Below are 21,906 nucleotides of genomic sequence, written 5' to 3' on the forward strand. Positions count from 1 at the left end.
AAGCAGATGCGCAAATTTACAGCTCTGACTGAACAGGAAATTCTTGCTCTGGCCATTTCCAATGAGGAAGAGGACGGACGCATTTATGCCGATTTCTCCTATACATTGCAGGAGAATTACCCCGACACCGCGAAAATTTTTGCGGACATGGTGCATGAGGAAGATGACCACAGGCGGCATCTGATTGATGTCTATGTCCGGCGGTTTGGCGCGCATATTCCTCTTATCCGCCGTCAGGATATTGCCGGGTTCATGCCGCGGAAGCCCGCCTGGCAGATTCAGGGGCAGGGGATTGAGGTCGTGCGGCGTTACGCGGAGGACATGGAGCGCGATGCCGCCCGGTTTTACCGTCAGGCCGCCCTGCGCACCAATGATGCCGAAACCCGGAAACTGCTGGGGGATCTGGCCACAGCGGAAGACCAGCACGGCCGCGCCGCCAGTGATATGACCTCCCGCCATCTGACGGAAGACAAACGTGAAGACGAGGATGAAAACGCCCGTCGGCGGTTTGTCCTCCAGATTGTTCAGCCCGGTCTGGTCGGGTTGATGGATGGGTCTGTGTCCACACTGGCCCCGGTTTTTGCGGCAGCCTTTGCCACGCATGACCCGCACAGCGCGTTTCTGGTCGGGCTGGCGGCCTCGTTAGGGGCCGGGATTTCCATGGGTTTTGCGGAGGCACTCTCGGATGATGGTGCCTTGTCCGGTCGCGGCAAGCCGCTTATCCGCGGGCTTGTGTGCGGGACAATGACGATGGCGGGCGGCATTGGCCATACCCTGCCGTTCCTGATTGACTCCTTCAGCGCCGCAATGGTGGTCGCTGTTGCCGTTGTGGTGGTGGAACTGTTCCTGATTTCATGGATACGGTGGCGGTATCAGGATACGCCTTTTGGCTCCGCCATTGTGCAGATTGTATTTGGCGGTGCGCTGGTTTTTCTGGCGGGTGTGCTGATCGGCAGTTCCTGAGCCTGAGCCTGAGCCTGAGCCTGTCTCTTTCTCTGTGTTTGCGCCCTGATAGCGCTGCCTCTGTTATCCGGCGTCTGCTGGTGGCATACTGTGGGTGCCATAATAAAGGCGCAGGCAAGAGGTTTGCTGGCGGCCTGTGGTCACCAATGGGAATGACAGCGCGTATGACACCACGTTCCGGCAAATTTTCCGCCCTTTGTCTCGCTCTTTCTGTAGGGGGCAGCGTGAGTGCACTGGCCCCTGTTGCTCCGGCTCTGGCGCAGGCCGGGACACAGAGCGCTGTTCAGAGCGCACAGCAGGCGGAAGCACCGGAGGGCATCACGCTCTCCGCGTCTGACAAGGCATGGCTTGGCAAGATTGAAAAGGCGCTCAACAGCGTCACGACCTTTCAGGCGCATATGCAGCAACTGGATGCGGACGGTAAGCGTACCACCGGCATTGTCTGGATGCAGCGCCCCGGCCAGATGCGGCTGGCGTATGACCCGCCAACCCCGCTCCTGCTTGTCGCCAGTCAGGACAAGGTGGTGTTCCGGGATAACCAGCTTGACCAGACGACCGTGATCCCGATGGATCGCACCCCGCTGGGGTTGCTGCTGCGCAAGCATGTCAGTCTGGCGGAGGATGTGACCGTCACCGGCTTTCAGCACGAGGGCGGCCTTGTGCAGGTAACGGTTGTGCGCACATCCTCCCCCGGTGATGGCAGCCTGACGCTGGTGTTTTATGATAACCCGGTCTCCCTGCGCTCATGGAGCGTGGTGGATGCGCAGGGGCGCGAGACCCGTGTGACTCTGTTTGATGTCAAAAGCGGAATTACCATTCCCGCCGGTACGTTCACGCTGCCTGCGCAGCCGGAATAAGGCGCACAGGCAGGCCACGGCTCTGCCCTGAGATTAAGGGCAGGGGTGGTAAAACAGAGGCGGCAACCCGATATCAGGGGCGAATATTTTCAGGACAGGCAGGTATGGCGGCACGGCGCACAACAGCTTCAGACATGGCGGTGGGTGAGGACCTTTTTGGAGGTCAGGCACCGTTGTCCGACCATGCGCCGTCGTCGGCCCATCCGGCACGTCCTGCCCCTAACCAGCCTCTGGCTGACCGCCTGCGTCCTGACAGGCTGGAGGATGTTGTCGGGCAGGCGCATCTGCTGGGGCCGGATGGAACGCTTACCCGCATGCTGGAGCGTGGTTCCCTTGCCAGCCTGATTCTCTGGGGTGGCCCCGGTGTGGGGAAGACAACCATTGCCCGGTTGCTGGCGCAGGCGGCTGGCCTCCGGTTTGTGCAGCTTTCTGCCGTATTTTCCGGCGTGGCGGACCTGAAAAAAGCCTTTGAAAACGCCCGCAGGCAGGCGGAGGCCGGAGGCGGCACACTGCTGTTTGTGGATGAAATCCATCGCTTTAACCGCGCCCAGCAGGATGGTTTTCTGCCCGTGGTGGAAGACGGGACGATTGTGCTGGTGGGGGCCACGACGGAAAATCCGTCCTTTGCGCTGAATTCCGCCTTGCTTTCCCGCTGTCAGGTTATGGTGCTGAACCGGCTGGATGATCCGGCGGAGGAAGCTCTGCTGGCCCGGGCGGAGGAAGAAACCGGCCGCGCGCTACCGCTGACAGAAGAGGGGCGGGCAACCCTCCGCGCCATGGCGGACGGGGATGGCCGGTATCTGCTGAACATGGTGGAGCAGATTCTGAGCCTGAAGACGGATGCGCCGCTGGATGCGCAGGCGCTGGCCCGCCTGCTGGCAAAACGCGCCGTGCTGTATGACCGGGACCGGGAAGAACATTACAACCTGATTTCCGCCCTGCATAAGTCCATGCGGGGTTCGGACCCGGATGCGGCCCTGTACTGGTTTGCGCGGATGCTGGAAGGCGGGGAAGACCCGCGTTACCTCGCCCGGCGCATGACCCGCTTTGCGGCGGAAGATGTGGGCATGGCGGACCCGCACGCCCTGCCGCTGGCCATTGCCGCGTGGGAAACCTATGAACGCCTTGGCTCCCCCGAGGGTGAGCTGGCTCTGGCCCAGCTTGTGGTGCATCTGGCCACGGCCCCCAAATCCAACGGCGTTTACAAAGCCTATGGCGCGGCCCGGCGGGCGGCCAAGGCCACTGGCAGCCTGATGCCGCCTGCCCATATCCTCAATGCCCCGACAAAACTGATGCAGGATATCGGGTATGGGAAGGGCTATCAGTATGACCATGATACGGAAGAGGGCTTTTCCGGGCAGAACTATTTTCCGGACGGCATGAAGCGCCAGACCTTCTATAATCCAACCGGAAAAGGCTTTGAGCGGGAGATCCGCCATCGTCTGGAAACATGGTCCCGCTTGCGGGATCGGCGTCAGTCGTGAATATCGTCGCATGAGTGTTGTGATTCTGACTGTCAGCGAGGACGAGGCGGATATTCGCCTTGATCGCTATTTTCGTCGCCATTACCCGCATCTGACGCAGGGTGCGCTGCAAAAACTGTGCCGTACCGGGCAGATTCGGGTGGATGGCAAACGGGCTGAGGCCTCGACCCGCCTGCAACCGGGCCAGTCTGTGCGGGTGCCGCCTATCCCGATGGCTGCTAAACCGGCGAAGGATGCCCCGCGCCCGCTGGATGAGCGGCTGGTGCGTGAAATTCAGGGCATGGTGCTGTATCAGGATAACCACCTGATTGTGCTGAATAAACCGGCAGGTCTGCCGGTGCAGGGCGGCCCCGGTATTACCAAACATGTGGATATGATGCTGGACGGCCTGCGGGCTGAAGCGGATGATCCGCGCCCGCGTCTGGTACACCGCATTGACCGGGATACATCCGGCTTGCTGCTGCTGGCCCGCACGCCCGGTGTTGCCGCCAAGCTGGCGGAAGCCTTCCGTGGGCGGGACGTAAAAAAGACCTACTGGGCTGTTGTGGTGGGGCGTCCTGACCCGATGGAGGGTGAGATTGATCAGCCTCTGGCGCGGCTCGGGGTTGGCGCAAACGCTATTATGGTGGCGGCAGACCGGAAAGACCCGGACGGTCAGTATGCCCGGACGGCCTATGAAGTCGTGGATTCGGCTGCGCGTAAATTTTCATGGCTGGCGCTTTCTCCGCATACGGGCCGGACGCACCAGTTGCGCGTGCATTGTGAATCGCTCGGCACCCCGATTCTGGGTGACCCGAAATATGGCGGGGGAACCGCGCATGTTGATGGCTTTGCCGACCAGTTGCATCTGCATGCCCGGCAACTGGATATGCCACATCCGGCCGGAGGGCGTCTGACGGTGACGGCCGAACTCCCGCCGCATATGCGTGAGACCTTCCGTTCTCTGGGCTTCACGCCGGGGGCTACGCCCAAACCGTCTCGTCGCGGCGGATAACAGCGACTTCTGGAACGCAGGAGGAAGGCCCATGCGGCTGAAATGGAAGATCGGTCTGGTGGCCGGAGCTGCCGTGCTGTTGGTGGGCGGCGGCAGTGTTCTGTCCGCCATGCAGGAGGCGGACTGGCTGCGCGTCCGGCTGGTAGCGGCTGTAGAGGAAAAAACCGGCCGCCATCTGGCGATTGACCATCTGCATGTCTGGCTTCTGCCGTTCCCGTGGGTGGAAGCGCGTGGCGTGCATCTGTCCGGCGTGGCAGAGGGTGATAGCGCAGCAGGCGCACCGGAGGAGCAGGCAGCCCGCACAATGCTGGATGTGGCGGAAGTGCGTGCGCGCCTTGGGCTGTTGCCGCTGTTCAGCCATCGCATTGTTTTTAATGATGTCAGCCTCATTCAGCCGCATGTTTCCCTGCGTCGCCTGCCGGATGGCCGGGCGGACTGGGTGTTTACGCCGCCTGTGCGGCCGGAAACCGGCGGGGGCAGCACGTCCTCGGGCCAGATGCACTGGGATGTCAGTGTTTCCACGCTTCGCGTCTCCAAAGCGGATGTGCGGTGGGATGATCAGCTCCGGCGCAAGACGGGCCAGATCGGGTTTGAGCGTATTCAGGCAAGTGATCTGGACGGCGCAGCCCCCACGTTTGACGTGCGGGGGGAAAAGGGGAAGGGCCAGTTTGTGCTGACAGGCCAGACAGGCCGCCTGCTGCCCGCACGCGCCAGGGACTTCCCGGTACAGTTCAAACTGGCGCTGAATGTTGCGGGCCACCCTGCGGGGCTTGCGCATCTTGATGGCAGGATCACGGACCCTGACGGCGCTCGGGTCTACGCGCTTCAGGCCGGAGGGTCTCTGGGGCAGTTGCGCGATCTGGAGCAGTTTTTCCCGCGGGCGGACTTGCCGGACGGGCAGAATATTTCCGTGGATGCGCAGATTGCCGGGGCAGGCCAGCAGCCCGTGGTGCAGGGGCTGCATGTGCATACCGGGCAGGTTGAACTGGGCCGTTTTGTGCCCGGCAGCAAGCTGACCCGCGCCATGCTGGACGCGACAAAAGCGGAGGACCCGCTGACGGTGCAGGCTGACGGCCAGCTCGGGGCGCAGGCTCTGGGGCTGCGAGGTTCTCTTGGCACGCTGGCGCAGATGACGGCGCTTGCCCTCGCGCCGGAAAAAACGGAAACTCCGGTGGACCTGACCCTTGTGGACGGGGCTTCCAGCCTGAAAATGGCTGGCACGCTGGGTGGTGGCCATTCGTCCGTAGAGGTGCATGGTGTGCTGGACCAGCTTGCTCCCGGCGGTACCTACCCGACAGCAGAGAGCGTGAAGGTGGATGGGCATGTGGAAGCCGCATCCACACTGGCGCTGGTGAAGAGGCATGCGCCGCAGGATCTGGTGCGCGGTCTGACGCTGAACATGACTGTGGAAAGCCCGCACGTCAGTTGGCGAGACCTGAGCTGGTCTCAGGTCACCAGCCATGTGGTGGTGCAGAACGGGAAGCTGGTGGCGGACCCGGTGCAGGCTGAAGGCTCAGGCACCGCGCAATCCGCCCGGTTTGTTTATGATGCCTCCGGCAACAGCCCGGCCTATGAGATTGCAATGCACCCTGTCGTGCTGCCGGTGGCGGCTGTGCAGGGCTGGATGGGGGTACCACCCCTGATGCAGGGGGCGCTGATGCTTGTCGGCGCCGTTAGTATGCAGGGGGATGATACTGAGGTACGGCGGCGGACGCTGGCCGGGCATATCGGCGCGTCCGTGGTGGATGGCTCCATTGGCGGGGCGGCGCTCCGCACTCTGCTGGGGCCGGATATCCCGTTGAAAGGCAAAATGCCGGTGCGCTGCTTCGGTACCCACATGCAGCTTGCTGATGGAACGGCGCAGATTGATCTGCTGGCTATGGAAACCCCGTTCCTGTCCCTGCACGGCCACGGCACAGTGGGCCTGGGCGCGCACACGCTGGACCTGCATCTCTCGCCGCGCGTGTTGCTGGGCGGGGCATCCGCGTCTTCCGACCTGCGGGTAACAGGCACGCTGGACGCACCTGTGCCAAAAATGGAGCCTTCTTACGGCGGGCGTTACGGGTTGAATATTGGCGGGAATGACGGGGGGAATGACAATTGCCCCACGCTGCTCTCCGCCGCGCGGGAAGGTGGGGCTGGCCCCGCGCCCACGGCCCCCCAAGCCGGGAAAGAGGGCAAGGTGATGAATATGCTGCGTGGACTGGGGCTGTTCAAATGACCGGCTCCGAGAAAGCGCCTACTCCGGCAGGGGCGCGCAAGCGGTTCTGGAAACAGGCCAGCGTTGTGCCGGAGCAGGACGGGTTTGCTGTCCAGCTTGACGGCAGACCCGTCCGCCTGCCGGAACGGACCGTGCTGGCTGTGCCCTCCCGCCCGCTGGCGGAGGCACTGGCGGCGGAATGGCAGGCGGCTGGCCTGACCGTAGGCGGATATTTCCGGCCGGAAGATCTGCCGCTGACCCGGATTGCCGGCTCCATGCTGGAGCGTATTCCCGGCGCGCGGGCGGGCGTGATCGACAGTCTGCTGGCGTATGCGAGCAGTGACCTGCTGTGTTATCGCGAGGCCGGGAATTCCAGACTGGCCCGGCGGCAGCGGGAGCTGTGGTCTCCCTGGCTGGACTGGTGTCAGGATACGTTCGGGATGGCGTTGCGCACTACGGAAGGTGTGATGCCCATCACCCAGCCGGACGCTACCATGCGGACGCTGCGTGCGCTGCTGGAGTCTCTCCCGGATGCGGAACTGGCCGTGCTGGGGGTTGCCGTCCCCGCGCTGGGGAGCCTCTATCTAGGGCTGGTTCTGGTTAAAGGGCCGGGTACGCCGGAGGAACTGGTTGCCTGCGCCACGCTGGATGAGCGGGAGCAGATGGCGATCTGGGGTGAAGATACGGATGTAACGGACCGTATTGCCATGCGCCTGCGGGATGTGGCGGACGCTGCCCTTTTTCTTGAACTGCTGCGTAAGGCGTAAAGCGTAAGTAGTAAGGCTTCCTGCTACTGCTGGCTGCGCCCGTGTTTTATGTGTTGATCGACACGCATCTGCCATGAATTTGCCCCGGTCTGCCTCCAGACAGAACATCACAGACTGATGAACGGGAGCGTTCTCTCAGCCTGAAAAGACGGTCATGTCACCGGATGAGGAGCATGCAGATGCGATATGAATCCACGGGTGGAGAACCTCGGCATCAGGTCCCGTCACGTTCCGGCTCCCGGGCGCGGTTGCAGGGGCGGGTGGCCCATGCTGTTGCAACCTGCGCCATGGGCTCCTGGTTTCTGCTGGGGCTGATCCCGGTCTTTGTCATCATCTATTCCATGAGCTGAAGCAGACGCTTCTGGTGACAGTGCAGTGACTCATCTTGCACAGGGGCCGGGGATTGTCTGATAGTCATCAGCGCACAGATTTTTTCAGGAGTTGTCAGAGTCCATGAATTACAGAACTGGTTTCCTTGCCGCAGCGGCAGTCATTGGTCTCTCCGTTGCAGCTCTGCCTGCCTCAGCACATCCCGGCCATGGGGGCTTTCCGCCGCCGGGTGGTCCGGGTGGCCCCGGCGGACCGGGTGGCTGCATGCCGGGTGGCCATGGTGGCGGGATGAGCATGCTGGAAGGGCTGGACCTGACCAAGCAGCAGCGCAAAAAGATCGACGCCATTCTGCGTGAAGCCCATGATCAGGATCACGGGGATGATATGCGGGATGATGCCTCCAAGATCCATCAGCAGATTCAGGATATCCTGACGTCTCCCGGCCCGGTTGATAAAGACAAGATTGCGGCGTTGCAGCAGCAGCAGGCGACTCTGCGGGCACAGGCTGAAGCCCGCCATCTGGACGTGGCCGCCCGCATCCATGATGTGCTGACGGCGGATCAGCTTGCGCAGGTCAAGGCGCGTCAGGCCAAGATTCATGACCTGATGGAGCAGCTCCGCGAGGTTGAACATCCCGCCCCGCCGGTTTCCGACAAGTAAAAGACAGACGTTTCTTGACTCGGTGAGAGCGGGGCTGTAACCCGTTCTCACAAATCAGGACCGCCACTCCGCGAGTGTTCGCGCAGTGGCGCGTCTCCTTTTGGGGTATTACGCTGTTGTTCGAGGCACTTTCAGGCAGGCTTTCAGGGGTTTTTGACGGGCTCGCCAAACGTGGCGCGCTGTCCGAAGCCGACGTTATGGAGGCAATGCGCGAAGTCCGTCTGGCTATGCTGGATGCAGACGTCGCGCTGCCTGTGGTCAAGGACTTTGTTAACAAGGTGAAGGAACGCGCCGTAGGGGCGGAGGTGCTGGAAAGCATTTCTCCCGGTCAGGCCGTTGCGAAAATTGTTAATGATGCCCTGATTGATGCCCTCGGCGGAGCGGGCGCCGTCCCGCTCAACCTGAACGCCGTGCCGCCTGTGCCTGTCCTGATGGTTGGCTTGCAGGGGTCTGGTAAAACCACAACATCCGGCAAGATTGCGCTGCGCCTGTCCACGCGTGAGCGGAAAAAGGTGCTGCTGGCGTCTCTGGATACGCAGCGCCCTGCCGCACAGTTGCAGTTGGCGCAGCTTGCCGAGCAGGCGCATGTCGCCTCCCTGCCGATTGTTGCAGGCCAGACACCGGTTGAAATCGCCCGGCGTGCGATGGATGTGGGTCGGCGCGAAGGCTATGACGTTGTTATTCTGGATACCGCAGGCCGTCTGTCCATAGACGAAGCGCTGATGGAAGAGGTCCGGCAGGTTCGTGCCGTGACCCAGCCTGCGGAAACCCTGCTGGTTGTGGATGCCATGACCGGGCAGGACGCCGTGAACACGGCCAAGGCGTTTAATGACGCCGTGGGTGTGACCGGCGTGGTGATGACCCGTATGGATGGTGATGCCCGCGGTGGCGCGGCCCTGTCCATGAAGGCCATTACCGGTGCGCCCATCAAGCTGACCGGTTCCGGTGAAAAGCTGGATGCGCTGGAAGAATTCCACCCCGAGCGTGTTGCAGGCCGTATTCTCGGTCTGGGTGACATTGCCGGGCTGGTGGAAAAAGCAGCTGATACCCTTGACCATGAAGAAGGGGAGAGGCTGGCCAAAAAGATGATGGCCGGCAAGTTTGATCTGGATGATTACGCATCCCAGATCAAACAGATCAGCAAGCTTGGGTCCATTTCCGGAATTGTCGGCATGCTGCCGGGTATGGGGAAAATCAAGGAAGCCCTTGGTGACAAGGATCTTGATACCTCCGTTCTCAAAACGCATCTGGCCATTATTTCATCCATGACCAAAGGCGAGCGTAAAACGCCAGCCGTTATCAAGGCGTCCCGCAAGAAGCGGATCGCAGCCGGGTCAGGGACGAGTGTTCAGGAGGTCAACAAGCTGCTCAAGCAGTTTGATATGATGTCCTCAATGATGAAGCGCTTTAACAAGCTCGGCATGAAAGGTCTCATGCGCCAGGGTATGTCCGCGCTCATGCCTAAAGGAATGGGAGGAGGGCCGCCGGGTGGTGGCCGTCCCTTCCGCTAAGGCGGCCTGTTTCTATCCGAAGTTTTTTCAGGGTTTTGGAGAAGTCTGAATGAGTGTTAAAATCCGTCTTGCCCGTGCAGGTGCCAAGAAGCGTCCTTACTACCACATCGTTGTGGCTGACAGCCGCTCCCCGCGCGATGGCCGTTTTATTGAAAAAGTGGGTTCCTACAACCCGATGCTGCCGTCCGACCACGCTGAACGCGTGCGTCTGGTGAACGACCGCATCACCCACTGGCTGGCTCAGGGTGCGCAGGCAACCGACCGTGTTGCACGTTTCCTCGGCAACGCTGGTCTGGCTCCGAAGCCTGCTTACAACGAGCAGCCGAAGCAGGCCGCTCCGAAGAAGAAAGCCCAGGAACGCGCTAAAGCTGCTGCTGCCGCTGCTGAAGCCGCAGCCTGAAGCCAGAGCGAGCTAAGCTGACCGGATCATGCGCGCAGACCTTATCCAGATAGGCGTTGTTGGCAGGCCGCATGGCGTGCGCGGGCTTGTGCATGTGCACAGCCACGCAGCCGATGCGTCCGCGCTGGAAGCCTACAGGGTTCTGGTGGATGATAAGGGGCGGGAATGGTCTCTGCGCTGGCGCGGGGCGGACGGTGTGGCGGAACTGCGTGATGCGCAGGGCACGCCACTGGCCGACCGGACTGCGGCACAGGCGCTGGTCAATACCCGTCTTTTCGTGCCGCGTGACGCGCTGCCCGAGCCTGAGGAAGAAGAATTCTACCATGCTGATCTGATCGGCATGGAGGCGCGGGAAGGCGACTGCTCTCTGGGGCAGGTTGTCATGGTGCATGATTACGGGGGTGGCGCCAGTCTGGAGCTGACCGGGGGCGTGCTGGTGCCGTTCACCCGTGCCTGCGTGCCGGAGATTGATCTGAAAGGGCGTGTGGTGACCATCGTGCGTCCCGTTGAGGTCTCTGGTGAGGAAGGGCGCGGTGTGGGGGCAGTAAAAGCGGCGGGGCCTGCGGCATGAGCTGGCAGGCAACGGTGCTGACGCTGTTTCCGGAGATGTTTCCCGGTCCGCTGGGGCTTTCTCTGGCGGGTCGCGCGCTGGAAAATGGTGTGTGGTCCTGCACTGCGCAGGATATGCGGGAGCATGGTCTGGGCCGGCATCGGGCGGTGGATGATTCCCCGTTTGGTGGGGGCGCAGGCATGGTCATCCGCCCGGACGTGGTGGATGCCGCTCTGGCAGCCACGCAGGTTCCGGTGGATGTGCCGCGTGTGTTTCTCACACCGCGTGGCCGCCCGCTCCGCCAGCAGGACGTGCAGCGTTACGCACAGGGGCTGGGTCTCGTACTGTTGTGCGGCCGGTTTGAAGGCGTGGATGAACGCGTGCTGGAAAGCCGGAAGATCGAGCAGGTTTCCATTGGAGACTATGTTCTGTCCGGTGGAGAGACAGCCGCCCTTGTGCTGCTGGATGCCTGCATCCGGCTGCTGCCCGGCGTGATGGGGTGTGAGGAAAGCGGGGTTGAGGAAAGTTTTTCCGAAGGCCTGCTGGAGTATCCGCACTATACCCGTCCCGCCGTATGGGATGGTCAGAACGTGCCTGAAGTCCTGCTGTCAGGAAATCACGCGGCAATTGCTGCGTGGCGCCAGACGCAGGCGGAAGAAATCACGCGGGAAAGACGGCCGGACATGTGGTCTGCCTGGCTGGCTCGCAGGGAGAAAAACGGGGCTGCTGCCAACGGGAAAAACGGGCAGACAGACCCAACAGGGGTTTGAGGAAGGATACCGAAATGAACATTATTCAGCAGTATGAAGCTGCAGAAATCGAACGTCTGACAGCTGCTCGCGCCGTGCCGGAATTTGCAGCCGGTGATACGCTCCGCGTGTCCGTGCAGGTTGTTGAAGGTGAGCGCAAGCGTCTTCAGGCTTTTGAAGGTGTTGTGATTGCCCGTTCCAACAAGGGCCTGAACAGCAACTTCACCGTGCGCAAGATCTCCAATGGTGAAGGCGTGGAACGTGTGTTCCCGCTTTATGCGCCGACCATTGCGGAAATCAAGGTTGTGCGTCGCGGTAAAGTGCGTCGTGCAAAACTGTATTATCTGCGTGGCCGTAGCGGTAAGTCCGCTCGTATTGCTGAACGTCCGCGTGACGTTGCAGCACCGGCAGCTGCTGGCTAAAATCACGTTGCAGCAGGCGGCCTCTGGGCGGCCTGCTTTACCGCAAAACCCGGTTGGGCTTCGGCCCGCCGGGTTTTTGGGTGCTGAGAAGATGAAGGCGCGGGTTTTTCGTCTGTTGGACCAGGGCTGAGTTCAGGCTGATCTGCGCGAGTCCGTGCCGTTCCATGAAAGGGGAGGGCCATGGCGCCGCGTACGTTATTCGACAAGATCTGGGACCACCACGTTGTCGAAACTTTGCCGGATGGCACCTCTATCCTTTATATTGACCGTCACCTTCTGCATGAAGTGACAAGCCCGCAGGCGTTTGAAGGCCTGCGTCTGGCCGGGCGTAAGCTGCGTCACCCTGAAATGACGATGGCTGTAGTGGATCACAACGTTCCCACGTCTGACCGCACCAAACCCATTGAAGAGCCGGAAAGTCGCAACCAGATTGAAACGCTGGAGCGGAATGTGAAGGAATTCGGGGTTCCGTATTTCCCGCTGCTCTCTGCCTCTCAGGGCATTGTGCATGTGGTCGGGCCAGAGCAGGGGATTTCTCTGCCGGGCATGACCATTGTGTGCGGGGATTCCCATACGTCCACGCATGGTGCCATGGGGTCTCTGGCGTTCGGTATCGGCACGTCTGAAGTCGAGCATGTGATGGCAACCCAGACCATCCTGCAACGGCCTGCCAAGAACATGCGTGTGACGGTGGAAGGGCAGCTTGCTCCGGGTGTGTCCGCCAAGGATGTCATGCTGGCGATTATCGGGCATGTCGGCACCGCAGGCGGCACCGGGCATGTGATCGAGTTTGCAGGCTCGGCCATCCGGGGGCTGGACATGGCTGGCCGTATGACCATCTGCAACATGTCCATCGAGGCTGGGGCGCGTGCCGGGCTTGTCGCCCCGGATGACACGACGTTTGACTATGTGCGCAACCGTCCGTTTGCCCCCAAGGGCGAGGACTTTGAGAAAGCCGTCGCTTTCTGGCGCACACTGGCAACGGACGATGGCGCGCATTTTGATAAGGAAGTTTCTCTGCGCGCTGAGGATATCGCTCCCAGCCTGACATGGGGCACCAGCCCGGAAACCGTTCTGCCCATTACCGGCACGGTGCCGGACCCTGCACAGGAAGCGGACGAGTCAAAACGTGCGCAGATGCAGCGTATGCTGGATTATATGGGGCTTGAGGCCGGGCAGAAAATTGCGGGCACGCCGGTGGATGTGGTGTTTATCGGCTCCTGCACCAACAGCCGGATTGAAGACCTGCGCGCTGCGGCTCAGATTGCCGCAGGCCGGAAGGTGGCGGACGGCGTGCGCGCCATGATTGTACCGGGTTCCGGGCTGGTCAAAATGCAGGCGGAAGAAGAAGGTCTGGACAAAGTCTTTCTGGATGCCGGTTTTGAATGGCGTGAGGCCGGGTGCTCCATGTGTCTGGGGATGAACCCGGACAGACTGACGCCGGGGCAGCGCTGTGCGTCCACCTCCAACCGTAATTTTGAAGGACGTCAGGGGCCGGGTGGGCGGACGCATCTGCTGTCCCCCGCCATGGCGGCTGCTGCGGCGGTCACGGGCTGCCTGACGGATGCGAGGGAACTGGTCTGATGGAAAAATTTACAACCCTGTCTGCTGTTGCTGCCGCTCTGCCGGAAGACAACATTGATACGGACAAGATCATTCCGGCCCGCTTCCTGAAAACCACGCAGCGCACGGGTCTGGGGAAATATGCGTTTGACAGTATGCGCTATCGCCCGGACGGGTCTGAAAATCCGGATTTTATCCTGAATAAGGAGCCCTGGCGGAAAGCAGAGATTCTGGTCACATATGACAATCTCGGCTGCGGGTCTTCCCGTGAGCACGCGCCCTGGGCGTTGCTGGATTTTGGGATCCGCTGCGTGATTGCACCGTCTTTTGCGGATATTTTCTTCAATAACTGCTTTAAGAACGGCATCCTGCCGATCCGCCTCCCGCGTGAAATCTGTGATCAGCTCATGTCGGACTCCACCATGGGCAGCAATGCCCGGCTGACCATTGATCTGCCCCGGCAGGTCGTGATCCGCCCGGATGGTGAGGAAGTGCCGTTTGAAATTGATCCGTTCCGCAAGCACATGCTGCTTGAGGGGCTGGATGATATTGGCCAGACACTTCAGCACGAGACTGAAATTAAGTCCTTTGAACAGAAGGTTGCCGGGGAACGTCCCTGGATGCCTTCAATCACCCTTGATTGAAGAATGGGAAAAACCATGACTGCACAGCCTGCAAAACTGCTTGTTCTGCCCGGGGATGGTATCGGGCCGGAAGTGATGCGGGAAGTTGGCCGCGTTATCACATGGCTGGAAAAGAACCGTGGCCTTGCGTTTGACATCACGGAAGATCTGGTTGGTGGCGCGTCTCTTGCGGAATATGGCGAACCGATCCGGAATGAGGTGATTGAAAAAGCCCGCGCGGCGGATGCGGTTCTGTTTGGCTCCGTGGGAGACCCGCGCTGGGGGCATGTTGGTTTTGAAAAGCGGCCGGAAGTCGCCATTCTCAAACTCCGGCAGGAGCTGGAGCTGTTTGCTAACCTTCGTCCGGCCAAGGTGTTTGACGCGCTTGTGGATGCCAGCACGCTGAAGCCCGATGTGGTGCGCGGACTGGATATCATGATTGTGCGTGAGACAGTCGGCGGCATTTATTTTGGGGACCCGCGCGGGATTGAAACCCTGCCGGACGGCACCCGTCGCGGTATCAACACGGAAGTCTACACAACGCCGGAAATCGAGCGCGTGGTGCGCGTGGCGTTTGAAATGGCCCGCAAGCGCTCTGGCCATGTCTGTTCCGTTGAAAAATGCAACGTGATGGAAAGCGGTCTGCTGTGGAAAGAGGTTGTGACTGACCTCCATGCGCGTGAATTTTCTGACGTCAAACTCACGCATATGCTGGCCGATAACTGCGCCATGCAGCTGGTGCGTAACCCGCGCCAGTTTGACGTGATTGTCACCGGCAACCTGTTTGGAGACATTCTGTCCGATCTGGCCTCTATGCTGACAGGCAGCCTCGGTATGCTGCCGTCCGCCACGCTGGGTGCGGTGCAGTCTAACGGCAAATGTGCGGCCCTGTACGAGCCGATCCATGGCAGTGCGCCGGATATCGCCGGGCAGGGTATTGCTAACCCGATCGCGCAGATCCTCTCCTTTGCTATGCTTCTGCGCTATTCGCTCAACCTTCAGGAAGAAGCGAAGATGGTGGAAGAGGCTGTCTCTCACGTGCTGGAAAGCGGGTTGCGGACAGCGGATATCATGAGCGACGGCATGGCGCGCGTTGGTACATCCGTGATGGGTGAAGCCATTGTCCGTGAGCTGGATAAACTCCAGAAATAAGGTTTTCTTTTCAGGTGGCTGCTGTGCGGCCTGAAAAAAAACGGCCCCCGGTGTGAGAACGCCGGGGGCTTTTTTTGTTTGCTCCAATTTGTTGGGCCGGTGGGTAGACTGTTTTTCAATACGGTGAAAAAACAGTCTGTATGATCCATCAGATTTTTCCGGGAACAGTAAGAATGCGTTTGAAACGTTTACTGCTAGCAGGGGCTGCCTCGGCGCTGCTCATGGCAGAGGCCGCACAAAGCGGGCTGGCACAGACGGCTGCCGCCGGTGCCGCGCCGGTCATTACAGCCAATACAACTATAGCGTTTCTGGATGATATTCATGGTGCGCAAGCCATGGCATGGGTGCGGGCCCAGAACTTGCACACCACCAGCACGCTGGAAAAAGACCCGCGTTACGCCGGATTTTACAAGACCGTTCTGTCTGGCCTTCAGGCGCCGGACCGTCTCGCCATGCCGTCTCTCATGGGTGGGGCTGTCTGGAATTTCTGGCAGGATGCAGCCCATCCGCATGGGATCTGGCGGGAGGCCACTCAGGCCTCTTACCTGAAAAAAACACCGGACTGGACCGTGCGTCTGGATGTGGATGCTCTGGCAAAACAGGATGGTATCAACTGGGTCTTTAAAGGAGCAAATTGCCTTGCTCCTGCGGATGAGCACTGCCTTGTGGCGTTGTCCAATGGTGGGGAAGATGCTGAGACGCTGAGGGAGTTCAACACAAAAACCAGCCAGTTTGTGCCGGATGGTTTTGTATTCTCCCGTTCCAAGCAGACCGCGGCATGGGTCGATGCCAATACGATTTTGCTGGCGCGTGACTGGGATGGAAAAGGCACAACGCTGACGCCGTCAGGCTATCCGTATGTGGTGAAAACCATGGTACGGGGTACGGCGGCCGGGCAGGAGGCAGAGCTTTATCGCGGCGAGCCTTCTGATATGGCGGTCATGCCGATGGCGCTGACAGATGGAGACGGGCACCAGCTTGTGCTGATCCAGCGGAACGTGAACTTCTTTGAAACCCGTTATGCTGTGGTGGAGGGCGGCAAAAGCCTGCGCTGGCTTGCGCTGCCAGCAAAAAGCGAAATTCAGGGGATGCTCAAAGGGCGCCTGATCGTCTCTGTGGAGGAAGACTGGCACCCGGCCGGGCAGGCTGCAATTCCGGCGGGGAGCCTGTTGTCCGTTGACCCGGCCGCAGCGGAGCGGGATGTGCAGGTCATTTTCACTCCCGGTGCGTCTCAGTCCATTGATCAGGTGGGTGTTACGAAAAACACCGTGGTTGTGAGCCTGTTTGATAACGTGCGTGGGCGGGCAATGCGCTTTACCGCGCCGCAGGCTGGTCAGCCATGGCAGGCAACGCCGCTTGCGCTGCCGGATATGACCTCCATCCATATTGTCGATACGGATCACGCATCGGACACAGCGTTCCTGAGTGTGGAAGGGTATCTGGAGCCGTCTCAGCTCTGGCTGCTTGAGGGGAAGGGGCAGCCGCGCAAGGTCAAATCCGCTCCGGCGCGGTTCAAAACGGATAATCTGGTTACGGAGCAGTTCTGGGCGACTTCCACGGATGGTACCCGGATTCCGTATTTCATCGTGCATCGGCGTGACATAAAGCTGAATGGTGCCAATCCGACTTTGCTGACAGCCTATGGCGGCTTTCAGGTCTCTTACACCCCGCTTTACGCGCCGGAAATTGGCCAGCTCTGGCTGGAGCGTGGCGGTGTGTATGTGGTGGCGAATATTCGCGGTGGCGGGGAGTTCGGCCCCGCATGGCATGAGGCAGGCCGTAAATCAGGCAGACAGAAAGTCTATGATGACTTCGCCTCCGTCGGGCGTGATCTGATCAGCCGCAAGATTACCTCACCGCGTTATCTGGGGATTCGCGGGCGTTCCAATGGTGGCCTGTTGTCCGGGGTGCAGATGACGCAGCATCCGGACCTGTGGAATGCCGTGATTATCGGTGTGCCGCTGCTGGATATGGAGCATTTTGAAACCATGTCTGCCGGGGCTTCATGGGCTGCGGAATATGGGTCTATGTCCGTCCCGGCAGAAGCCGATTTCCTGCGGTCCATTTCTCCGGTGCAGAATCTGAAAGCGGGTATTTCCTATCCGGAACCGTTTATCTTTACAGCCACCAGTGATGACCGCGTTGGCCCCGTCCATGCGCGCCGCTTTGCTGCGCGGCTTGAGACAATGGGGAAGCCCTTCTTCTATTATGAAGATATTGAAGGTGGCCATTCCGGAACGGTGAACGCGCCGGAAGTTGCGCATGAGCGGGCGCTGGAAGCGGTCTATCTGTCTCATCGTCTGATGGACAAGGAATAAAAAAAGGGCGGGACACACTACGTGTCCCGCCCTTTTTAGCGTTCTGTGTGCGGAAGCTTTAGAAGCCTTCGCGCTCGAGACGCTTGCGTTCCATTTTACGGGCGCGGCGCACAGCCTCAGCAGACTCACGTGCTTTACGCTCGGAAGGCTTTTCGAAATGACGACGCAGCTTCATTTCACGGAAGATGCCTTCACGCTGCATTTTTTTCTTGAGCGCTTTGAGAGCCTGATCGACATTGTTGTCACGGACGAGAACGTGCACTTGGCCACTAACCCCTGTTTCAGAAAACCCGGATAACCCCGGTTTTGACGTGATATGGAAAAGACTCGGTTCAGCACTTCCGTGCCACCGATTCCTCTATTGGCGGCGTCTATAGCACGGGCTTGCAGAAAGACACAATTCGTTCTTGCTTCCAGGCAACAAACTCTTGTGAGGGCTGAACAGGGCTGTAAGGAGGCTGGTATGGCTATTTTGAAAATTGCCCGGATGGGGCACCCGGTTCTGCTCAGACGGGCGGAGGACGTTGCGGACGTCACCGCGCCGGAGATCACATCTCTGATTCAGGATATGATGGAAACACTGAAGGATGCCGGGGGTGTCGGGCTTGCGGCGCCTCAAGTCCATGTTTCAAAAAGGGTTTTCCTGTATTTTGTGCCGGAAAGCCGGAGTGAGGGAGAGGATGACCCATCCTGCGACGTACAGGTGCTGATCAACCCGGTGCTGGAACCCGTGGGGGAAGAGCAGGTGCCGCGTCTGGAAGGGTGCCTGTCCATTCCCGGCCTGCGGGGGGAAGTTCCGCGCTACAGGCGGGTCCGCTATGCGGGATATGATCAGAAAGGCAAGCCGGTGCAAGGCGTAGCCTCAGGCTTCAGAGCAAATGTCATGCAGCATGAAATGGATCATCTGGACGGGATTCTTTATCCCATGCGAATGGATGATCTTGGAAAGCTCGGATTTGATGCCGAGGTAACGCGATACGGAGTGCGGACATGACCACCACAGGATGGGGCAGGGTCGAGCAGGCAGTTTCTCTGGCTGTAGCCGGGCTGGCAACGGGCAGTATGCCATTCCCTGTTGAGCGGGATGCCGTGCGGGATACGGCGCTGCGCAAACTGGCTGCTGTTGCCGGGCAGCGCGGGTGGAGTGTGCAGGTTCTGCGGGATGTTGCCGGGCCGGAGGCAGACCTGCTGTTCCCCGGTGGGCCGGTGGAAATGGTCGAGGCCTGGTCAGACCTGTGTGACCGGGAGATGGTTGTTGCTATGCAGGAGACTGCGGAGCCCCGCCTGAGCCACCGTGTTCGGCAGGCCCTTCTGCTGCGTCTGCCGGTGGATCAGGCCATGCGGGCCGGAGCCAGAAGCGGATTTGCCACGCTGGCGACACCCTGTGCACGCGGCGCGTTGCGGCGTTCCCTGATGCGCACCGTCAATGCCATCTGGCAGGCGGCGCAGGATGAGTCCTCGGGCATGACGTATGTGACCAAACGGCTCACGCTCGGGGCGGTCTATGGGGCGACTCTGCTCTACTGGCTGGCGCGCGGGCAGGATGAGGCCGCTCTTGCGGCCTTTATTGATCGCCGGCTGGCTGGTGTGCTGCGTCTTGGGCAACTTCGCGCACGCCTGAGCGGCAGAAAGGCCCCTGTGCGTCCGGCTCCAGTCTGAGGCGCGGCGCGTGCAGCAAGGCGGCAGACGCTGATGACATCAGGATATCGCCCACATGATGAGGCCGGTGCCGGGCTGCTCTTTCTGCGGGAAGAGCAACTCAGACTGGCTCAGACCATGATGTTTCTGGCAGGGCGCGATATGGCGGCTGCCCTTGAACCGATTCTGACAGAAGAAAAACTGGGAAGCGCGCATTATCGGGTTTTGCAGGTGCTGGCGTTCAGCCCCGGTATTCCGGTCAGCCGCCTTCAGGACACATTGGGTGTTACCAAGCAAAGTCTGGGCCGGACGCTCGGCGAATTGCAGGACCGTGGCTATCTGGACAGTGAAACCGGGCTGCGGGACAGACGACAAAGGTTGTTGCGGCTCAGTAAAGAAGGGCAGGCTGTGGAGGCCCGTCTGTTTGCCGTTGTGCGCCAGCGCCTGAGTGCGGCCTATCGGGAAGCTGGAGGGGCCGCGGTGGAAGGGTTTCGGCGTGTGATGCACGGAATGCTTTCTGAAAGCAGCCGCGCCATGATGGCGGATGACGCCGCCGGACGAAGAAAGGGACGCAATGGAACTTAGTCACCGTGAGAGTGTCCCGGAAGAAGGAACGGCCCCCCATGTCATTGTGGTGGATGATGATCCGCGCCTGAGGCGTCTGCTGCAACGCTATCTGTCTGAACAGGGGTTCCGCATCAGCGTTGCGGCCAGTGCGGCGGAGGCCCGGCAGGCCTTACAGGGGATTCAGCCGGACGCCATGGTGCTGGACGTTACCATGCCGGGTGAAAACGGACTGGAACTGACGCGCGCCTTGCGGGATGCCGGGCAGGATCTGCCCATTGTGCTGCTGACGGCGCGTGGTGAACCCGCTGACCGGATTTCTGGTCTGGAAGCGGGCGCGGATGATTATCTGGGGAAGCCATTTGAACCACGGGAATTGCTGTTGCGGCTCAAGGCGCATCTGCGTCGTCTGACGCCCGCACCCGCCGCGGACAATCTGCGTATTATCCGTTTGGGGGAGAAAGAGTTTGATCCTGTCCGCGCCTTGTTGTCCGGCCCGGAGGGGAATGTGCATCTGACAGGGGGGGAGGCGGCTCTTCTGTCTGTTCTGGCGCGTCACCCGAACGAGGTTTTCTCCCGCGAGGAAATTGCTCGTGCGCTGGATATGGCGGAAATTGGCGAGCGTGCCGTGGATGTGCAGGTTACGCGCCTGCGCCGGCGGATTGAGCCGGACCCGCGTGAGCCGCGTTTTCTGCACACCATTCGCGGGCGCGGTTACGTGCTCAAGCCCGGTGTGCAGTGACATATTTTTGTCAGTGATGCCGCGATGAAACGGCGCGCACTCAAACTTTTTCCCTCAGGGGTGCTCAGGTCCCGTGGTGTGGAAAAATCCGTGCGGCGGGTGCTGCCCCGCTCCATGTTGGGGCGCTCTCTGCTGATTGTCCTGATGCCGTTGCTGATTACGCAGGCCATCTCGCTGGAACTGTTTTACGGAAACTTTCTCCGGGTTGTCTCCCGTCGGCTGTCAGACAGTGTGACGGCCGATATTGTTTTGTCTCTCAACGCGCTGGAACATCTGCAAAAGCGGAGTGACAAGGACTGGTTTGTGGCGCAGGCGCGGGACCATCTGCAACTGGTGGAAACATGGCATCCTGGAGCCCGTCTGCGGCGTTTTGGGTTTAACCACATTACCGGGCCGATGGATGATGATCTGGCGCACGCGCTGGATACCGCCATTGATTATCCGTTCTTTGTGAACTGGAAGGTGGACCCGCATACCGTGAAAATTTCCATCCAGTTGCCGGACGGGGTGCTGGATGTGGATGCCCCCCGCAAGCGGCTGGATGTGGGGCAGATCTGGCTGTTTGTCGGCTGGGCGCTGAGTAGTTCCATTCTGCTGTTTGTGGTGGCTAGTCTGTTCATGCGCAATCAGGTGCGGGCTATCCGCCGTCTGGCGCGCGCTGCTGAACAGTTCGGGCTGGGGCGGGATATTGGTCCTATCAAGCTGGAAGGCGCGCAGGAGGTGCGGAAGGCGGCTGTGGCGTTCAACCGCATGCAGGACCGGATTTACCGCTTTGTCTCCCAGCGGACCGGCGTGCTGGCCGGGGTCTCGCACGACTTACGCACGCCTCTGACCCGCCTGCGCCTTTCTCTGGCCATGATGCCCCGCAGCGGCACGGTCAAAGGCGAAGAGCTGAGTCAGGAAGTGGATGATATGATCGGTGATGTTGCCGAGATGGAACACATGATCGGCAGCTATCTGTCTTTCGCCCGTGGCGAGGGCGCGGAAAACCCGGAGCAGGTGGAAATGGCGCCGTTTATTGAGGACGTTGTCACAGCGGCCCGCCGGGCCGGGGCGCGGGTTGAGTCTGTGACCGTGCAGCCGGGTCTGTATGTCCATATGCGACCGGACGCCATGAAGCGCGCTCTGACAAACCTGCTGGACAATGCCCGCAGGCATGGGGGAGCAATAGCGGTCACCGCCTACGCGATGCAGGAAGGGGCCTGTATTCTGGTGGATGATGACGGGCCGGGTATCAGCCCGGAGCGGCGGGAGTCCGTCTTTCGGGCTTTTGAAAGTGGCCGTGGAGGTGGCACCGGTCTGGGCCTGACAATTTCACGCGATATCGTGCGGGCTCACGGGGGCGATATGGAACTCGAATCCTCGCCCGCCGGAGGGGTGCGCGTCAAACTGATCCTGCCCTAGGGCAGGAGGTCTGAG

At 60.5% G+C, this 21,906-nt stretch carries 23 protein-coding genes; 22 read left to right on the plus strand and 1 reads right to left on the minus strand.

Going from position 1 to position 21,906, the window contains the following annotated elements; translation table 11 throughout:
- The first annotated feature begins 6 nt into the window (after positions 1 to 6).
- The 17 genes from mbfA (at position 7) to JK199_RS08760 (ending at position 17,543) form a co-directional block, all read left to right on the plus strand.
- The gene (mbfA, locus tag JK199_RS08680) at positions 7 to 963 is read left to right on the plus strand and encodes an iron exporter MbfA (RefSeq protein WP_212375278.1); all 957 of its coding nucleotides are present in this window, start codon (positions 7 to 9) and stop codon (positions 961 to 963) included.
- 164 nt (positions 964 to 1,127) lie between these two features.
- Complete coding sequence (locus tag JK199_RS08685) at positions 1,128 to 1,820, plus strand: LolA family protein (protein ID WP_212375280.1); 693 nt, start codon at positions 1,128 to 1,130, stop codon at positions 1,818 to 1,820.
- A gap of 104 nt (positions 1,821 to 1,924) precedes the next feature.
- Entirely contained in the window at positions 1,925 to 3,304 is a 1,380-nt protein-coding gene (locus tag JK199_RS08690) for a replication-associated recombination protein A (protein ID WP_212375283.1), read from the plus strand.
- A 10-nt stretch (positions 3,305 to 3,314) separates the two neighbouring features.
- Positions 3,315 to 4,298, plus strand: coding sequence for an RluA family pseudouridine synthase (locus tag JK199_RS08695; RefSeq protein ID WP_212375285.1), 984 nt, complete (start codon positions 3,315 to 3,317; stop codon positions 4,296 to 4,298).
- Between the two features lie 31 nt (positions 4,299 to 4,329).
- A complete protein-coding gene (locus JK199_RS08700; protein ID WP_212375287.1) occupies positions 4,330 to 6,519 on the plus strand; it encodes an AsmA family protein in 2,190 nt (729 codons plus the stop codon).
- Complete coding sequence (locus JK199_RS08705; RefSeq protein WP_077931412.1) at positions 6,516 to 7,265, plus strand: ATP12 family chaperone protein; 750 nt, start codon at positions 6,516 to 6,518, stop codon at positions 7,263 to 7,265. The genes JK199_RS08700 and JK199_RS08705 overlap by 4 nt, the downstream gene beginning before the upstream one ends.
- Positions 7,266 to 7,444: 179 nt before the next feature.
- Complete coding sequence (locus tag JK199_RS08710) at positions 7,445 to 7,615, plus strand: hypothetical protein (protein WP_202205684.1); 171 nt, start codon at positions 7,445 to 7,447, stop codon at positions 7,613 to 7,615.
- Positions 7,616 to 7,718: 103 nt separating this feature from the next.
- Entirely contained in the window at positions 7,719 to 8,255 is a 537-nt protein-coding gene (locus tag JK199_RS08715) for a Spy/CpxP family protein refolding chaperone (protein WP_077931413.1), read from the plus strand.
- A gap of 116 nt (positions 8,256 to 8,371) precedes the next feature.
- Entirely contained in the window at positions 8,372 to 9,766 is a 1,395-nt protein-coding gene (gene ffh, locus JK199_RS08720; RefSeq protein ID WP_077931844.1) for a signal recognition particle protein, read from the plus strand.
- Between the two features lie 49 nt (positions 9,767 to 9,815).
- The gene (gene rpsP / locus JK199_RS08725) at positions 9,816 to 10,166 is read left to right on the plus strand and encodes a 30S ribosomal protein S16 (RefSeq protein ID WP_025825857.1); all 351 of its coding nucleotides are present in this window, start codon (positions 9,816 to 9,818) and stop codon (positions 10,164 to 10,166) included.
- Between the two features lie 28 nt (positions 10,167 to 10,194).
- Positions 10,195 to 10,737 (plus strand): ribosome maturation factor RimM, encoded by a 543-nt coding sequence (rimM, locus tag JK199_RS08730; protein WP_212375290.1) that lies wholly within the window; start codon positions 10,195 to 10,197, stop codon positions 10,735 to 10,737.
- Positions 10,734 to 11,486 (plus strand): tRNA (guanosine(37)-N1)-methyltransferase TrmD, encoded by a 753-nt coding sequence (trmD, locus tag JK199_RS08735; protein WP_212375292.1) that lies wholly within the window; start codon positions 10,734 to 10,736, stop codon positions 11,484 to 11,486. The genes rimM and trmD overlap by 4 nt, the downstream gene beginning before the upstream one ends.
- A 14-nt stretch (positions 11,487 to 11,500) precedes the next feature.
- The gene (rplS, locus tag JK199_RS08740; protein ID WP_025825863.1) at positions 11,501 to 11,887 is read left to right on the plus strand and encodes a 50S ribosomal protein L19; all 387 of its coding nucleotides are present in this window, start codon (positions 11,501 to 11,503) and stop codon (positions 11,885 to 11,887) included.
- A 180-nt stretch (positions 11,888 to 12,067) separates the two neighbouring features.
- Entirely contained in the window at positions 12,068 to 13,471 is a 1,404-nt protein-coding gene (gene leuC, locus JK199_RS08745; protein ID WP_212375295.1) for a 3-isopropylmalate dehydratase large subunit, read from the plus strand.
- A complete protein-coding gene (gene leuD, locus JK199_RS08750; protein ID WP_077931416.1) occupies positions 13,471 to 14,094 on the plus strand; it encodes a 3-isopropylmalate dehydratase small subunit in 624 nt (207 codons plus the stop codon). Before leuC ends, leuD begins: the two co-directional genes overlap by 1 nt.
- Before the next feature lie 15 nt (positions 14,095 to 14,109).
- Positions 14,110 to 15,225: a 3-isopropylmalate dehydrogenase gene (gene leuB / locus JK199_RS08755; RefSeq protein ID WP_212375297.1), complete on the plus strand. Its 1,116-nt coding sequence runs from the start codon at positions 14,110 to 14,112 to the stop codon at positions 15,223 to 15,225.
- Positions 15,226 to 15,398: 173 nt separating this feature from the next.
- Entirely contained in the window at positions 15,399 to 17,543 is a 2,145-nt protein-coding gene (locus JK199_RS08760) for a prolyl oligopeptidase family serine peptidase (protein ID WP_244985019.1), read from the plus strand.
- Positions 17,544 to 17,601: 58 nt separating this feature from the next.
- On the opposite strand, the gene rpsU is transcribed toward JK199_RS08760, so the two are convergent.
- A complete protein-coding gene (rpsU, locus tag JK199_RS08765) occupies positions 17,602 to 17,805 on the minus strand; it encodes a 30S ribosomal protein S21 (RefSeq protein ID WP_006557524.1) in 204 nt (67 codons plus the stop codon).
- Positions 17,806 to 18,006: 201 nt separating this feature from the next.
- Here rpsU and def point away from each other — a divergent pair, with 201 nt between their 5' ends.
- From def to JK199_RS08790, 5 genes are read left to right on the plus strand one after another with little or no spacing between them, the layout of a single operon-like run.
- Complete coding sequence (def, locus tag JK199_RS08770) at positions 18,007 to 18,537, plus strand: peptide deformylase (RefSeq protein ID WP_212375299.1); 531 nt, start codon at positions 18,007 to 18,009, stop codon at positions 18,535 to 18,537.
- Positions 18,534 to 19,202, plus strand: coding sequence for a ubiquinone biosynthesis protein COQ9 (locus tag JK199_RS08775; protein ID WP_212375301.1), 669 nt, complete (start codon positions 18,534 to 18,536; stop codon positions 19,200 to 19,202). Before def ends, JK199_RS08775 begins: the two co-directional genes overlap by 4 nt.
- Before the next feature lie 33 nt (positions 19,203 to 19,235).
- A complete protein-coding gene (locus tag JK199_RS08780; RefSeq protein WP_025825876.1) occupies positions 19,236 to 19,766 on the plus strand; it encodes a MarR family winged helix-turn-helix transcriptional regulator in 531 nt (176 codons plus the stop codon).
- Positions 19,756 to 20,487: a response regulator gene (locus tag JK199_RS08785; RefSeq protein WP_025825878.1), complete on the plus strand. Its 732-nt coding sequence runs from the start codon at positions 19,756 to 19,758 to the stop codon at positions 20,485 to 20,487. The genes JK199_RS08780 and JK199_RS08785 overlap by 11 nt, the downstream gene beginning before the upstream one ends.
- Positions 20,488 to 20,511: 24 nt before the next feature.
- Positions 20,512 to 21,891, plus strand: coding sequence for a sensor histidine kinase (locus tag JK199_RS08790; protein WP_212360598.1), 1,380 nt, complete (start codon positions 20,512 to 20,514; stop codon positions 21,889 to 21,891).
- Positions 21,892 to 21,906 lie beyond the last annotated feature (15 nt).

Source organism: Acetobacter persici, from assembly GCF_018256955.1.
Classification (GTDB): domain Bacteria; phylum Pseudomonadota; class Alphaproteobacteria; order Acetobacterales; family Acetobacteraceae; genus Acetobacter; species Acetobacter persici.

Bases quoted from the DNA above. Each gene is read 5' to 3' on its own strand.
- JK199_RS08695 (WP_212375285.1), top strand. From the start codon at position 3,315: ATGAGTGTTGTGATTCTGACTGTCAGCGAGGACGAGGCGGATATTCGC.
- JK199_RS08775 (WP_212375301.1), top strand. From the start codon at position 18,534: ATGACCACCACAGGATGGGGCAGGGTCGAGCAGGCAGTTTCTCTGGCT.
- JK199_RS08785 (WP_025825878.1), top strand. From the start codon at position 19,756: ATGGAACTTAGTCACCGTGAGAGTGTCCCGGAAGAAGGAACGGCCCCC.
- JK199_RS08685 (WP_212375280.1), top strand. From the start codon at position 1,128: ATGACACCACGTTCCGGCAAATTTTCCGCCCTTTGTCTCGCTCTTTCT.
- rplS (WP_025825863.1), top strand. From the start codon at position 11,501: ATGAACATTATTCAGCAGTATGAAGCTGCAGAAATCGAACGTCTGACA.
- JK199_RS08715 (WP_077931413.1), top strand. From the start codon at position 7,719: ATGAATTACAGAACTGGTTTCCTTGCCGCAGCGGCAGTCATTGGTCTC.
- JK199_RS08690 (WP_212375283.1), top strand. From the start codon at position 1,925: ATGGCGGCACGGCGCACAACAGCTTCAGACATGGCGGTGGGTGAGGAC.
- JK199_RS08700 (WP_212375287.1), top strand. From the start codon at position 4,330: ATGCGGCTGAAATGGAAGATCGGTCTGGTGGCCGGAGCTGCCGTGCTG.
- JK199_RS08705 (WP_077931412.1), top strand. From the start codon at position 6,516: ATGACCGGCTCCGAGAAAGCGCCTACTCCGGCAGGGGCGCGCAAGCGG.
- JK199_RS08710 (WP_202205684.1), top strand. From the start codon at position 7,445: ATGCGATATGAATCCACGGGTGGAGAACCTCGGCATCAGGTCCCGTCA.
- trmD (WP_212375292.1), top strand. From the start codon at position 10,734: ATGAGCTGGCAGGCAACGGTGCTGACGCTGTTTCCGGAGATGTTTCCC.
- JK199_RS08780 (WP_025825876.1), top strand. From the start codon at position 19,236: ATGACATCAGGATATCGCCCACATGATGAGGCCGGTGCCGGGCTGCTC.
- mbfA (WP_212375278.1), top strand. From the start codon at position 7: ATGCGCAAATTTACAGCTCTGACTGAACAGGAAATTCTTGCTCTGGCC.
- leuC (WP_212375295.1), top strand. From the start codon at position 12,068: ATGGCGCCGCGTACGTTATTCGACAAGATCTGGGACCACCACGTTGTC.
- leuB (WP_212375297.1), top strand. From the start codon at position 14,110: ATGACTGCACAGCCTGCAAAACTGCTTGTTCTGCCCGGGGATGGTATC.
- JK199_RS08790 (WP_212360598.1), top strand. From the start codon at position 20,512: ATGAAACGGCGCGCACTCAAACTTTTTCCCTCAGGGGTGCTCAGGTCC.
- leuD (WP_077931416.1), top strand. From the start codon at position 13,471: ATGGAAAAATTTACAACCCTGTCTGCTGTTGCTGCCGCTCTGCCGGAA.
- rpsP (WP_025825857.1), top strand. From the start codon at position 9,816: ATGAGTGTTAAAATCCGTCTTGCCCGTGCAGGTGCCAAGAAGCGTCCT.
- def (WP_212375299.1), top strand. From the start codon at position 18,007: ATGGCTATTTTGAAAATTGCCCGGATGGGGCACCCGGTTCTGCTCAGA.
- rimM (WP_212375290.1), top strand. From the start codon at position 10,195: ATGCGCGCAGACCTTATCCAGATAGGCGTTGTTGGCAGGCCGCATGGC.
- JK199_RS08760 (WP_244985019.1), top strand. From the start codon at position 15,399: ATGCGTTTGAAACGTTTACTGCTAGCAGGGGCTGCCTCGGCGCTGCTC.